Here is a 12,717-nt window from a genome sequence, read left to right as displayed (position 1 = left end):
AAGGTTATGCAGCTCGAATTTCATCAGGTCGATGCGTTCAGTGATCGGCCCTTCAGTGGCAACCCGGCGATGGTCTATCGCCTCGATGCCTGGCTCGCCGATGAGTTGATGCAGAAGATTGCCGCCGAGCACAACCTTGCCGAAACCGCTTTTGTGGTGCGTGAAGGGCAGGGCTGGCACATCCGCTGGTTTACGACGACCACCGAGGTGCCTTTATGTGGGCACGCCACTCTGGCCAGCGCTTATGTCTTGTTTGAAATCTATAAAGAGCCCGCCGAGCGACTGGATTTCATCTGCAAATCCGGCCCGTTGAGCGTGAGTCGCGAAGGTGAGCGGCTATGGCTGGATTTCCCGGCAATCGTACCGTCTGAAGTGGGCGTGACACTGGATGTCGAACGCGCCTTGGGTGTCGAAGTGGTCGATGTGCTGGGTTCGAATGAATTGTTCGTAGTGCTGGAGTCGGAGCAGGCCGTGCTCGATTGCCAGCCCGACATGGTTGCCTTGGCCAAACTGCCGTGGCCCGGCGCTATCGTTACCGCCAAGGGCAGCAAGCATGATTTTGTGTCGCGGTACTTCGCGCCGGCGATTGGTATCAATGAAGATCCGGTGACCGGATCGACCCATTGCAGCCTGATTCCGTACTGGTCGAAACGTTTGGGAAAGTCGAGGCTGACGGCGTATCAGTGTTCGAAACGCGGCGGGGAGTTGTTCTGCCGGCTGGAAGGGGATCGGGTGAAGATTGGCGGGAATGCGACGCTCGTTGCGAGCGGAACGCTGATGCTGGGTTAACGAAAACCTAATGTGGGAGCGGGCTTGCTCGCGAAAGCGGTGTGTCAGTCAATGATGATGTCGACTGAAACTACGCCTTCGCGAGCAAGCCCGCTCCCACATTGGGTTCGTGTTTGTCAGTTAGCGGCGCTGTACCGCCGGACACCGGAGTCAACCGCCGGAATCTGTGCGGCAGTGCTGCCGGATGCCTGGAACAAGACCAAATGTTCAGCGGCAACCCGAATGCCAACCTCTGCACCGACCAGATGATCAGCGTGGCTCGGGAAAATCGATTCCAGCTGCGCCCCGGTGGGCAACTGCAAGCGATACAGCGTCGACGCACCCTGGAAGGATTTACCGACAATCCGCGCCTTCAAATCGCTGTCCGGTGCATAAACGATATCGTCCGGGCGCAACAATACGTCCACGGCACCGCCAACCGGCCAGGTGTAAGCACGATTGCCGCGCAATTGACCCAGCTCGGTCTGCACCGATTCCGGGCTGCTCAACTGACCGCGAATGAAGTAACCCTGGCCAATGAAACTGGCCACATACGGCGTCAGCGGTTCGTGATACAGGTTGTAGGGCGTGTCCCACTGTTCCAGGCGACCTTCCTTGAAAACCCCCACATGATCGCTGACCGCAAAGGCTTCTTCCTGGTCGTGGGTCACCAGAATCGCGCTGGTGCCACGGGCCTTGAGGATGTCGCGCACTTCGTGGCTGAGCTTGCGCCGCAGTTCGCCGTCGAGGTTGGAAAACGGTTCATCCAGCAGCAGCAATTGCGGTTCCGGTGCGAGGGCGCGGGCCAATGCGACACGCTGTTGCTGACCACCGGAAAGCTCGTGCGGAAAGCGTTTTCCGAGGTTTTTCAGGTTGACGAGTTCCAGCAGTTCTTCGGTAACGCGGTCTTTTTGCGGGTGCTTGCGAATCCCGAACGCGATGTTCTCGGCCACGCTCAAATGCGGAAACAACGCGTAATCCTGGAACACCATGCCGATCCGGCGTTTCTCCGGGGCGAGGGTGAAACCGGCGCTGGAGATCGTTTCGCCCGCCAGGGTGATTTCACCTTCGTGCACCGGTTCAAAACCGGCAATCGCCCGCAGGGTCGTGGTTTTGCCGCAGCCTGAAGAGCCAAGCAGGCAACCGATGTCGCCGGCATTCAAATGCAGGTTCAGGTTCTGCACAACGCGCTGGTCTTGATAGCCGCAAGCGAGGTTGCGCAGGTTTAGCAGGAGTGGCTGACTCATGCGTGGTGATACGAAGGCGGGACGAGAAACTCGAGCAGGGCCTTTTGTGCGTGAAGACGATTTTCCGCTTGATCCCAGGCGACGGAGCGCGGGTCATCGAGCAGGTCGAGGCTGATTTCCTCGCCACGGTGGGCGGGCAGGCAATGCATGAACAGCACGTCCTCGGCGGCCAGATCCAGCAGCGCGCGATTGACCTGGAAGGGCGAGAACAGCTTCAGGCGCTTGGCGGTTTCTTCTTCCTGGCCCATGGAGGTCCAGACGTCGGTGCTCACCAGATGCGCGCCGCGCACGGCATCCTTCGGATCGCGGACGATGGTCACCCGATCACCGGCCTTGGCCACGAATTCAGGGTTGGGTTCATAGCCTTCGGGGCAAGCGATGCGCAGCTGGAAGTCGAACTGGATCGCCGCTTCTATATAGCTGTTGCACATGTTGTTGCCATCGCCGATCCAGGCCACGGTTTTGCCCTGGATCGAGCCGCGATGTTCGAGGAAGGTTTGCATGTCGGCCAGCAACTGACACGGGTGCAGGTCATCGGACAGGCCGTTGATCACCGGCACGCGGGAGTTGGCGGCGAATTCGGTCAGGGTGCTTTGGGCAAAGGTACGGATCATCACCGCGTCGAGCATGCTCGACATGACGATCGCGCAGTCGCCGATCGGCTCGCCACGGCCCAGTTGCGTGTCGCGCGGCGAGAGGAAGATCGCCTGGCCTCCGAGCTGGATCATGCCGGCCTCGAACGAGATACGGGTGCGGGTCGAGGACTTCTCGAAAATCATCCCGAGCACGCGGTTTTTCAGAGGCTCGAACAGTACGCCGCGGTTACGCAGGTCTTTGAGCTCAACGCCTCGACGGATCACGCTGACCAGCTCTTCGGGCGTGCAATCCATCAGGGAGAGAAAGTGCCTTGCGCTCATCATTGACTACCTTTTTGCAACAGACCGCAGATACTCAAAGCCTTGTTTAATTGAAAAACGGGCGAGACCTGCGGCGTAAGCCGCACGGGGCGACGAAATAGGGAAGGCGCGATCTTGACATTAAATGTCGCGTTTTTCCAATAGGCTACGGTGTTTAGGGGATTTCAGAAGGGCTACGGGGTGATTGCAGTAGCGCGTATGAAGCCGGTTTCCTGACAGCAGCCCGTCATTTGTACACTGGGCTCGCGGGGCTTTGCAATCAAGCGGGGCGGGGATGGCGCTGCTGCGGTCGGTTTCTGATCCGTTATTCGAAGTCGCTGATGGCAATGTGCCTCAACTGAAACACTTGCTAATGCAATGTGCTGGGTTATAACTAAGTCACGAACGACGCAGGAAGCCTTCGGAATGGAATCGAAAGAACAGCAACTCATGGAACTGCTCGGCCTCACGGCCCGCTCATTGACGCATCTCACGGCTTCCATGACCTCGATGTCCTTCGAGCTTATGCGAAGCAACGACGAGATCACCAAGGCCGCTGGCCGGCGAATGATCGATCGCATGGCTACCGTCAGCGCAGGGCTCGACGAGCACTGGCGACTGATCGGCGAGCTCACCGGCGTGCATGTCGGCCACGAGCAGATCGAAACCATTGAGGAGATCCAGTTGCAGGCGCCGCCAAACTGATCCCGGGCGCCCATCGGCTGGCCTGATGGTCGCCGATTCACAAGACGAACGTCGCTGGCGCAGCGGCGGGGCACGGGCCATAGTTTTGATCCCGCGGCCGATATTGCCCGCACAGAACAAAACAGAGACTGGCCATGACCAAGACTCTCCATCACCGTGCCTGCCACCTGTGTGAAGCCATCTGCGGCCTGACCATCGAGACCACCGAGACCGATGGCAACGTGCAGATCACCTCGATCAAGGGCGACGCCCAGGATACGTTCAGTCGCGGGCACATCTGCCCCAAGGCTGTCGCCCTGCAAGACATACAAAACGATCCGGACCGCCTGCATCAACCGATGCTGCGGGTCGGCAGCGAATGGCAGCCTATCGAATGGGACGACGCCTTCAACCTGGTCGCCGAACGTCTGGCCGGGATTCAGGCGCGGCACGGGCAGAACGCGGTGGCGGTTTATCAAGGCAACCCCAGCGTGCACAACTACGGGCTGATGACCCACAGCAATTACTTCCTCGGCCTGCTGAAAACCCGCAACCGCTTTTCCGCGACGTCGGTCGATCAGTTACCCCATCACCTGACCAGCCATTTGATGTACGGCCACGGTTTGTTGTTGCCGATCCCGGACATCGATCACACCGATTTCATGCTGATTCTCGGTGGCAATCCGCTGGCCTCCAACGGCAGCATCATGACCGTGCCGGATGTGGAAAAGCGCCTGAAGGCGATTCAGGCCCGGGGCGGCAAAGTGGTGGTGGTCGACCCGCGCCGCAGCGAAACGGCGGCGATGGCCGATCAGCATCTGTTCGTGCGTCCTGGTGGCGATGCGGCGCTGTTGTTCGGGCTGCTCAATACCTTGTTCGCCGAAGGCCTGACCCGCGACAGCCATCTGCCGGTGGACGGTCTGGATGAGGTGCGCGAGGCGGTCGCGAGTTTCACTGCCGAGGTCATGAGCCCGCTGTGCGCCGTGCCAGCCGGGCAGATTCGCCAACTGGCCCGGGACTTCGCGGCGGCACCGACAGCGGTCTGCTACGGCCGCATGGGTGTCTCGACCCAGGTGTTCGGTACGTTGTGCCATTGGGTGGTGCAACTGATCAACCTGGTCACCGGCAACCTCGACCGTGTGGGCGGCGCGTTATGCACCGAACCGGCGGTGGACCTGGTGGCGTCTACCTCGGGCGGGCATTTCAACCTGTGGCAGAGCCGCGTGTCCGGGCGTCCGGAATACGGCGGCGAGTTGCCGGTGTCGGCGTTGGCCGAAGAGATGCTCACCGAAGGGGAAGGGCAGGTCCGCGCACTGATCACCGTGGCGGGCAATCCGGTGCTGTCGACGCCCAATGGCCGACAACTCGAACAGGCGCTGGACGGGTTGGAGTTCATGGTCAGTGTCGACCTGTACATCAACGAAACCACGCGCTATGCCGATCTGATTCTGCCCTCGACATCGGCCCTGGAAAACGATCATTACGACACCACCTTCAACATGTTCGCGGTGCGTAACGTCACCCGGTTCAACCGCGCGATCCTGGCCAAACCGGAAGGCGCGCTGCACGACTGGGAAATTTTCGTCGGGCTGGCCAAGGCCTTTGCCGCGAAGACCGGCAAAGAGCTGAAACCGACGATTCCACCCGCACAGATGATTGATCGTGGTTTGCGGATGGGCTCGTATGGCGATGCCTCGGAGCACCAGTTGTCGCTGGCGACGTTGTTCGATCATCCACATGGTGTTGATCTTGGTGCGCTGAAACCCAACCTTGCTCCGCGCCTTAAAACCGCTGACCAACGCGTCCAGGCTGCCCCCGCGGCCATTCTTGCCGACCTGGCTCGCTTCGCCGCGCTGCAGGCGCCGGCCGCCGATGAGCTGCTGATGATTGGCCGTCGTCACGTGCGCAGCAATAACTCGTGGATGCACAACTATCACCGACTGGTGAAGGGCAAGCCGCGTCATCAATTGCTGATGCATCCGGACGACCTGGCTAGCCGCGGGCTCAGCGATGGGCAGCGGGTGCGGGTCAGTTCCCGGGTCGGCATGATCGAAGTGGAAGTGCAGGGCAGTCTGGATATGATGAAAGGCGTGGTCAGCCTGCCGCACGGCTGGGGTCATGCGAGGCCCGGCGTGCAGATGACGATTGCCAGCGGCCAGCCGGGTTCCAGCGCCAATGACCTGACCGACGAGTGTCAGCTCGATGAGTTGTCGGGGAATGCGGCGTTGAACGGTGTGCCGGTGACCGTGGCGGCAGCGTGACTGAGTCTGTCGGGGAGACCGAGCATGGCGCTCGGGTTTCCGTTACAATGCGCCACCGTGCCGACCCTTGAGTCGGAAAGTTCAGCCGAGGTGCTCCATGGATATCATCGAAACGATTAAAGAGCAGATTGCTAACAACACCATTCTGCTTTACATGAAAGGCTCGCCAAATGCCCCGCAGTGTGGCTTCTCCGCGAAAGCCGCGCAGGCCGTGATGGCATGTGGTGAAAAGTTTGCGTACGTGGACATCCTGCAGAACCCGGAAATCCGCGCCAACCTGCCAAAATACGCCAACTGGCCAACTTTCCCGCAACTGTGGGTCGGTGGTGAGCTGGTCGGCGGTAGCGACATCATGACCGAAATGGCTGCAGACGGTTCGCTGCAAAGCACCATCAAAGCGGCTGTTGAAGCGGCTGCTGCCAACAAGTCCGAAGCCTGATCCGCCTTGTGTGGGAGCGGGCTTGCTCGCGAAAGCGGTACAACTTTCAACAGATACGTTGACTGACCTACCGCTTTCGCGAGCAAGCCCGCTCCCACATTTGTTTCAGGGTGAACCTGAAACCGGGCATAAAAAAGCCCCGCCTCTTGAAAAGAGCGCGGGGCTTTTTATTGTCTCGAGTTTAGCGGGCGCTAATTATTCTTCGCCCATCTGCGATTGCAGATAGTTCTCAAGACCGACTTTATCGATCAGGCCCAGTTGGGTTTCCAGCCAGTCGATATGTTCTTCTTCGGATTCTAGAATGTCTTCGAGCAGTTCACGGCTACCGAAATCGCCAACAGTCTCGCAATGAGCAATCGCGACTTTCAGGTCGGCGTGGCCGGTACGTTCGATACGCAGGTCACACTCGAGCATTTCCTGGGTGTGTTCGCCGATCTGCAGCTTACCCAGGTCTTGCACGTTCGGCAGGCCTTCCAGGAACAGGATGCGCTTGATCAGCTTGTCCGCGTGTTTCATCTCGTCGATGGACTCGTGGTATTCGTGCTTGCCGAGCTTGTTCAGGCCCCAATCTTCATACATGCGCGCATGCAGAAAATATTGATTGATCGCGACCAGCTCATTGGCAAGGATCTTGTTGAGATGCTGGATGACTGTAACGTCGCCTTTCATGATGGGGGGCCTGCCCTGTAATAGCTGTCTATAAACCAGAGTTTGAGCCGCACAACTAAGAGTGTCAAACCTAAGTTATTGAAACTTAAATGAAAATTAATCGGAATAAGAATGTTTGTGTTCCGCGTCTAGAGCGTAACCAATTGATTTTCAGGCATAAAAAAACCGGACATGAAGTCCGGTTCTTTGAAATGGGATACTTACGCGGCAGTAAATTCTACAGGGAAAGGAATTGCAGCCTGGGCTGTTTGCAATTTGGTCAGGGTTTCACGCACCACTTCCTTGGCAAGGCAGGCACATTTGCCGCATTGGCTGGCTACGCCGGTAGCCTGACGCACTTCCTTGTAACTGCAGCATCCTTCATAGATTGCTTCGCGGATTTGTCCGTCGGTGACGCCAGTGCAGAGGCAGACATACATAAGTGAAAACCGTCGCTGGTTGTGACTCAATTGCGATGGATCTTAATGTTAACGAGAATGATTGTCAAAGTGGTTTCTGAAAGCTTTGCGTTATAAGGCGGCGTGACTGACGAACGGTTTTCTTCGGGGCAATCTGCCAGTAATCACGACGACGGCAATTTCAGGTGTTGGCGAAAAAACCGTTGAGGACAGCTCAAAAACGCAGTGTATGATGGCCGGTCCTTATGAAGCGGGTGGGTGTCACAGGGCTGTCGCCTGAGAGTGGCAGGCTGGCGCAAACCCGGAACTTCACGTTTTTACACCAGGAGATATTCAATGAGCGTACTCGTAGGCAAGCAAGCCCCTGACTTCACCGTACCCGCCGTACTCGGCAATGGCGAAATCGTCGACAGCTTCACCCTGTCGTCGGCCATCAAAGGCAAATACGGCCTGGTGTTCTTCTACCCACTGGACTTCACTTTCGTTTGCCCATCCGAGCTGATCGCTCTGGACAACCGCATGTCCGACTTCAAGGCACGCAACGTTGAAGTGATCGCCGTTTCGATCGACTCGCACTTCACTCACAACGCATGGCGCAACACCCCGGTGAACAATGGCGGTATCGGCCAGGTTCGCTACACCATGGCTGCCGACATGAAGCACGAAATCGCCAAGGCCTACGACGTTGAGTCCGAAGGCGGCGTGGCTTTCCGTGGCGCGTTCCTGATCGACGACAAAGGCGTTGTCCGTTCGCAGATCATCAACGACCTGCCGCTGGGCCGTAACATGGAAGAGCTGATCCGTCTGGTCGACGCTCTGCAATTCCACGAAGAGCACGGCGAAGTCTGCCCTGCCAACTGGAAAAAAGGCGACAAAGGCATGACCGCTTCGACCGAAGGCGTCGCGGCTTACCTGACCGAGAACGCTGCTGCCCTGTAAGGCGCGTTCGAGGCATAAAAAAACCGGCCGTTGAGGCCGGTTTTTTTATGGGCGGGATAAACGCAGGTCCCTTGTAGGAGCGAGCTTGCTCGCGATGAACCTGAGAGCGCTACGCAGTGTCAGGCCGCCAGCGTTATCGTTGACGACCATCGCGAGCAAGCTCGCTCCTACAACAAGCGCAATCCCGTAATCGAATCGCATCCGCGACCGCAATCAATCGTTATAGTCTTCCCAGCCGCCCATCTGCTTCCAGCGATTGACGATGCCGCAGAACAGCTCTGCCGTCTTCTCGGTGTCGTAGCGAGCCGAGTGGGCCTCGCGACCGTCGAAGTCGATGTCGGCGGCCTGACAGGCTTTCGCCAGCACGGTTTGACCGTAGGCCAGACCGGCGAGGGTTGCCGTGTCGAAGCTGGAGAACGGATGGAACGGGTTGCGCTTCATGTCCAGGCGCGCAACTGCCGCGTTCAGGAAGCCCAGATCGAAACTGCTGTTGTGCCCGACCAGAATCGCCCGCTTGCAGCCGTTGGCTTTCAACGCCTTGCGGATGCCACGGAAGATATCGGTCAGCGCCGCTTCTTCACTCACCGCCATGCGCAGCGGGTGATCGAGTTTGATTCCGGTGAACTCCAGCGCAGCCGCTTCGATGTTCGCGCCTTCAAAAGGCTCGACGCGGAAGAAGTAGGTGTGATCAGGGTATACAAAACCCTTCTCATCCATGGCGATGGTGGTAGCGGCTATTTCCAGCAAGGCGTCAGTGGCAGAGTTGAAACCACCGGTTTCAACGTCGACAACGACTGGCAGGTATCCACGGAATCGAGCTGCCATCGGGTGGCGTGGACCACCTCCGCCGCCTTGACCGTCCTGTTCGTCGTCGAAATGGTCTTCACTCACGCGTGTTCCTCCAGCAGGCGCCAGCGCAGTTTTTCACCGGCGCGCAGCGGGATAACGGTCAGCTCGCCAAATGGCAGGCTGGTTGGGGCGGTCCACTCTTCGCGGACCAGGGTGATGCGATCGGTGTTCACCGGCAGGCCATAGAAGCGCGGGCCGTTAAGGCTGGCGAAGGCTTCGAGCTTGTCCAGCGCATTGCGCTGTTCGAACGCTTCGGCGTACATCTCGATCGCCGCATAAGCGGTGTAGCAACCGGCGCAACCGCAAGCGGCTTCCTTGGCGTGCTGGGCGTGCGGCGCCGAGTCGGTGCCGAGGAAGAACTTCTCGCTGCCGCTGGTGGCGGCGTCGAGCAAGGCTTCCTGGTGCGTATTGCGCTTGAGAATCGGCAGGCAATAGAAGTGCGGCCGAATCCCGCCAACCAGCATGTGGTTGCGGTTGTACAGCAAGTGATGCGCAGTGATGGTCGCGCCAACGTTGGCCGAAGCCTCGTTGACGAACTGCACGGCGTCCGCGGTGGTGATGTGTTCGAACACCACTTTGAGCGTCGGGAAACGCTCGACCACACGACGCATGTGCTCATCGATGAAGAGTTTTTCGCGGTCGAACACGTCGACATCGCCACGGGTGACTTCACCGTGAACCAACAAAGGCATCCCGACTTCGGCCATGGCCTCGAGTGCAGGGAAGATCTTGTCGATGCTGGTGACGCCAGAGTCCGAGTTGGTGGTCGCACCGGCCGGGTACAACTTGGCGGCGTGAATGAAGCCGCTGGCCTTGGCCTCACGAATTTCTTCGGGCTGGGTGCGGTCGGTCAGGTAAAGCACCATCAACGGTTCGAAACGGCTGCCGGCCGGACGTGCAGCGAGAATCCGCTGGCGATAGCCGTCGGCTTCAGCGGCGTTACGCACCGGAGGTACCAGGTTGGGCATGATGATGGCGCGACCAAAGGTGCGCGCGACATCCGCAACGGTATTGGTCAACACGGCACCATCGCGAAGATGAATGTGCCAGTCGTCGGGACGCAGCAGGGTCAGGCGGTCGGACATGAGGGGATTCCAGGCGGGTCAAACTGAGGGGAATGCTACCGGAAAAGACTCTCTCAGGCACTCGCTATCAAGTTTTGCTGGAAGCTTCCGATATCCAACAGGTATGCCGTAAACATGTGTGTGTCGGTCTTTTTGTTGTAGAAGCCAGTGGAGCCTCCCGTGCGCCAGCGTTATTTAGCCTTGCTCAGTGTGTTTGCCAGCCTTCCCGCGATGGCGCTCACTTTCCAGACCCGTCTGGAGAGCATCGAGTGGACGGTCGAAGGGGACAAGTTCGAGTGCCGCCTGACTCAACCGATCACCGATTTCGGTTCGGGTGAGTTCGTGCGTCGCGCCGGCGAGCAGGCGACGTTTCGTCTGAAAGCCTACAACTCGATGGTCGGCGGCGGCTCGGCGACCTTGCTGGCGGCCGCTGCACCCTGGCAGCCGGGGCGTGGCGACATCAATCTCGGTTCCGTGCAGATCGGCAGCGGCAATGTGCTGTTCAACAGCTCGCAGGTTCAGGCCGGGCGCTTGATCAGTGGTCTGATGGATGGGCGCAGCCCGGTCGTCCGACATTATTCGGGCGATGGCCGGGTGTCGGAAGTGCGCCTGTTGCCGGTCAAGTTCAGCAAGGCGTTTAACGATTATCAGGGCTGTGTGGCGAAACTGCTGCCGAAGAATTTCGAGCAGGTCAAACAAACGCAGATCGGCTTTCCCGGCGACGGCCTGGATCTCGACGCGCAGGCCAAGGCTCAGCTGCAGGTGATGCTGGAGTTCATGAAGGCCGATCCGACGGTCAATCACATCGAACTCGACGGCCACTCCGACAACAGTGGCAACCGCCTGACCAATCGAGACCTGTCGCGGCGTCGGGCTCTGGCGGTCATGGAGTTCTTCAAGGCCAACGGTTTTCAGGAATCGCAGATTACCGTGCGCTTTCACGGCGAGCGTTATCCGATGGCTCCCAACACCAATGCGGCCAATCGGGCGAAGAACCGTCGGGTCAACGTGCACCTCGCCCGGGTCGCGCCCACCGAGCAGCCGGCACCCCAGATAACAGCGTCGGCGAGTGCCGCGAAGACTTCCTGACCAAGCGGTCATCGTCGCTGCCTCGACATAATCTGTCGCTTCGTCGTCATAAGCTGTCGCGCCTCTGTAAATTATCCTGCATGCCCGGTAGACTTGACGGCTTTCCGTAGAACCCCGTGGAGTGATGGCATGGCGGACGTAAACAAGGTCGTTCTGGCGTATTCCGGCGGCCTGGACACTTCGGTGATCCTCAAGTGGCTGCAGGATACTTATAACTGTGAAGTCGTGACCTTCACCGCTGACCTGGGTCAGGGCGAAGAGGTCGAACCTGCACGCGCCAAGGCTCAGGCCATGGGCGTGAAAGAGATCTACATCGACGATCTGCGCGAAGAATTCGTACGCGATTTCGTTTTCCCGATGTTCCGCGCCAACACCGTTTACGAAGGCGAGTACCTGCTGGGTACTTCCATCGCTCGTCCGTTGATCGCCAAGCGCCTGATCGAAATCGCCAACGAAACCGGCGCTGACGCCATTTCCCACGGCGCCACCGGCAAAGGCAACGACCAGGTTCGTTTTGAACTGGGTGCCTACGCCCTGAAGCCAGGTGTAAAAGTGATTGCGCCGTGGCGCGAATGGGACCTGCTGTCCCGTGAAAAGCTGATGGATTACGCTGAAAAGCACAACATCCCGATCGAGCGTCACGGCAAGAAAAAATCCCCGTACTCGATGGATGCCAACCTGCTGCACATCTCCTATGAAGGCGGCGTGCTGGAAGACACCTGGACCGAGCACGAAGAAGACATGTGGAAATGGACCGTCTCCCCGGAGAACGCTCCTGACAAGGCCCAGTACCTGGAACTGACCTACCGCAACGGCGACATCGTTGCGCTGGACGGCGTCGAAATGACCCCGGCCACCGTGCTGGCGACCCTGAACCGTATCGGTGGCGAACACGGTATCGGCCGCCTCGACATCGTCGAGAACCGTTATGTGGGCATGAAGTCCCGTGGTTGCTACGAAACCCCTGGCGGCACCATCATGCTGCGCGCTCACCGTGCGATCGAGTCGATCACCCTGGACCGCGAAGTGGCTCACCTCAAAGACGAGTTGATGCCTAAATACGCCAGCCTGATCTACACCGGTTACTGGTGGAGCCCTGAGCGTCTGATGCTGCAACAGATGATCGATGCTTCCCAGGCTCACGTGAACGGCGTTGTGCGCCTGAAACTGTACAAGGGCAACGTGATCGTCACTGGCCGCAAGTCCGACGAGTCGTTGTTCGACGCCAACATCGCGACATTTGAAGAAGACGGCGGCGCCTACAACCAGGCGGATGCGGCCGGCTTCATCAAGCTGAACGCCCTGCGCATGCGTATCGCGGCGAACAAGGGTCGGAAGCTTTTCTGAGGTTTCTAGCGCCTTGATGGAATTTGTGGCCTTGTTTTCGACAGGGCCACAAATTTGAAAATAGGGG

At 58.8% G+C, this 12,717-nt stretch carries 13 protein-coding genes; 7 read left to right on the top strand and 6 right to left on the bottom strand.

The annotated features are described in order from the left end of the window. Positions 1 to 6 precede the first annotated feature (6 nt). Positions 7 to 789: a PhzF family phenazine biosynthesis protein gene (locus ACA073_RS20920; RefSeq protein ID WP_497399180.1), complete on the top strand. Its 783-nt coding sequence runs from the start codon at positions 7 to 9 to the stop codon at positions 787 to 789. Between the two features lie 116 nt (positions 790 to 905). On the opposite strand, the gene ACA073_RS20915 is transcribed toward ACA073_RS20920, so the two are convergent. Further along, positions 906 to 2,015 (bottom strand): ABC transporter ATP-binding protein, encoded by a 1,110-nt coding sequence (locus ACA073_RS20915; protein ID WP_497399178.1) that lies wholly within the window; start codon positions 2,013 to 2,015, stop codon positions 906 to 908. After that, positions 2,012 to 2,932 carry an ornithine carbamoyltransferase gene (argF, locus tag ACA073_RS20910; protein ID WP_497399177.1) on the bottom strand — a complete coding sequence of 307 codons (921 nt, stop codon included), beginning with the start codon at positions 2,930 to 2,932 and terminating at the stop codon, positions 2,012 to 2,014. Before argF ends, ACA073_RS20915 begins: the two co-directional genes overlap by 4 nt. 405 nt (positions 2,933 to 3,337) lie before the next feature. Here argF and plzR point away from each other — a divergent pair, with 405 nt between their 5' ends. From plzR to grxD, 3 genes are all read left to right on the top strand, one after another. Next, the gene (plzR, locus tag ACA073_RS20905) at positions 3,338 to 3,616 is read left to right on the top strand and encodes a PlzR type 4 pili assembly inhibitor (RefSeq protein ID WP_497399175.1); all 279 of its coding nucleotides are present in this window, start codon (positions 3,338 to 3,340) and stop codon (positions 3,614 to 3,616) included. Between the two features lie 134 nt (positions 3,617 to 3,750). Then, entirely contained in the window at positions 3,751 to 5,856 is a 2,106-nt protein-coding gene (locus ACA073_RS20900) for a molybdopterin oxidoreductase family protein (protein ID WP_497399173.1), read from the top strand. 97 nt (positions 5,857 to 5,953) lie between these two features. After that, positions 5,954 to 6,295, top strand: coding sequence for a Grx4 family monothiol glutaredoxin (gene grxD, locus ACA073_RS20895; RefSeq protein ID WP_016773402.1), 342 nt, complete (start codon positions 5,954 to 5,956; stop codon positions 6,293 to 6,295). 195 nt (positions 6,296 to 6,490) lie between these two features. Here the strand turns inward: grxD and bfr are convergent, their stop codons facing one another. Continuing rightward, positions 6,491 to 6,964 (bottom strand): bacterioferritin, encoded by a 474-nt coding sequence (bfr, locus tag ACA073_RS20890; protein ID WP_008155586.1) that lies wholly within the window; start codon positions 6,962 to 6,964, stop codon positions 6,491 to 6,493. 200 nt (positions 6,965 to 7,164) lie between these two features. Then, a complete protein-coding gene (locus ACA073_RS20885) occupies positions 7,165 to 7,383 on the bottom strand; it encodes a bacterioferritin-associated ferredoxin (RefSeq protein ID WP_008032160.1) in 219 nt (72 codons plus the stop codon). 315 nt (positions 7,384 to 7,698) lie between these two features. Between ACA073_RS20885 and ACA073_RS20880 the strand changes: the two genes are divergently transcribed. Next, positions 7,699 to 8,301, top strand: coding sequence for a peroxiredoxin (locus ACA073_RS20880; protein WP_017340570.1), 603 nt, complete (start codon positions 7,699 to 7,701; stop codon positions 8,299 to 8,301). 213 nt (positions 8,302 to 8,514) lie between these two features. Here ACA073_RS20880 and rnt read toward each other — a convergent pair whose 3' ends face one another. Continuing rightward, complete coding sequence (gene rnt, locus ACA073_RS20875) at positions 8,515 to 9,192, bottom strand: ribonuclease T (RefSeq protein ID WP_007938919.1); 678 nt, start codon at positions 9,190 to 9,192, stop codon at positions 8,515 to 8,517. Then, positions 9,189 to 10,235 carry a dihydroorotase gene (gene pyrC / locus ACA073_RS20870; protein WP_497399170.1) on the bottom strand — a complete coding sequence of 349 codons (1,047 nt, stop codon included), beginning with the start codon at positions 10,233 to 10,235 and terminating at the stop codon, positions 9,189 to 9,191. Before pyrC ends, rnt begins: the two co-directional genes overlap by 4 nt. Before the next feature lie 159 nt (positions 10,236 to 10,394). Here pyrC and ACA073_RS20865 point away from each other — a divergent pair, with 159 nt between their 5' ends. After that, entirely contained in the window at positions 10,395 to 11,303 is a 909-nt protein-coding gene (locus ACA073_RS20865) for a flagellar protein MotY (protein ID WP_497399168.1), read from the top strand. Positions 11,304 to 11,432: 129 nt separating this feature from the next. Beyond that, positions 11,433 to 12,650: an argininosuccinate synthase gene (locus tag ACA073_RS20860; protein ID WP_088422930.1), complete on the top strand. Its 1,218-nt coding sequence runs from the start codon at positions 11,433 to 11,435 to the stop codon at positions 12,648 to 12,650. Positions 12,651 to 12,717 lie beyond the last annotated feature (67 nt).

It is taken from the genome of Pseudomonas sp. LBUM1670, assembly GCF_059695695.1.
This window is presented reverse-complemented; position numbering and strand designations above follow the sequence as displayed.

What these genes read in the sequence shown, in the direction of transcription:
- ACA073_RS20915 (WP_497399178.1), bottom strand. Translation starts at nt 2,015, where the DNA reads ATGAGTCAGCCACTCCTGCTAAACCTGCGCAACCTCGCTTGCGGCTAT.
- ACA073_RS20860 (WP_088422930.1), top strand. Translation starts at nt 11,433, where the DNA reads ATGGCGGACGTAAACAAGGTCGTTCTGGCGTATTCCGGCGGCCTGGAC.
- ACA073_RS20920 (WP_497399180.1), top strand. Translation starts at nt 7, where the DNA reads ATGCAGCTCGAATTTCATCAGGTCGATGCGTTCAGTGATCGGCCCTTC.
- ACA073_RS20880 (WP_017340570.1), top strand. Translation starts at nt 7,699, where the DNA reads ATGAGCGTACTCGTAGGCAAGCAAGCCCCTGACTTCACCGTACCCGCC.
- argF (WP_497399177.1), bottom strand. Translation starts at nt 2,932, where the DNA reads ATGAGCGCAAGGCACTTTCTCTCCCTGATGGATTGCACGCCCGAAGAG.
- ACA073_RS20885 (WP_008032160.1), bottom strand. Translation starts at nt 7,383, where the DNA reads ATGTATGTCTGCCTCTGCACTGGCGTCACCGACGGACAAATCCGCGAA.
- plzR (WP_497399175.1), top strand. Translation starts at nt 3,338, where the DNA reads ATGGAATCGAAAGAACAGCAACTCATGGAACTGCTCGGCCTCACGGCC.
- pyrC (WP_497399170.1), bottom strand. Translation starts at nt 10,235, where the DNA reads ATGTCCGACCGCCTGACCCTGCTGCGTCCCGACGACTGGCACATTCAT.
- grxD (WP_016773402.1), top strand. Translation starts at nt 5,954, where the DNA reads ATGGATATCATCGAAACGATTAAAGAGCAGATTGCTAACAACACCATT.
- ACA073_RS20900 (WP_497399173.1), top strand. Translation starts at nt 3,751, where the DNA reads ATGACCAAGACTCTCCATCACCGTGCCTGCCACCTGTGTGAAGCCATC.
- bfr (WP_008155586.1), bottom strand. Translation starts at nt 6,964, where the DNA reads ATGAAAGGCGACGTTACAGTCATCCAGCATCTCAACAAGATCCTTGCC.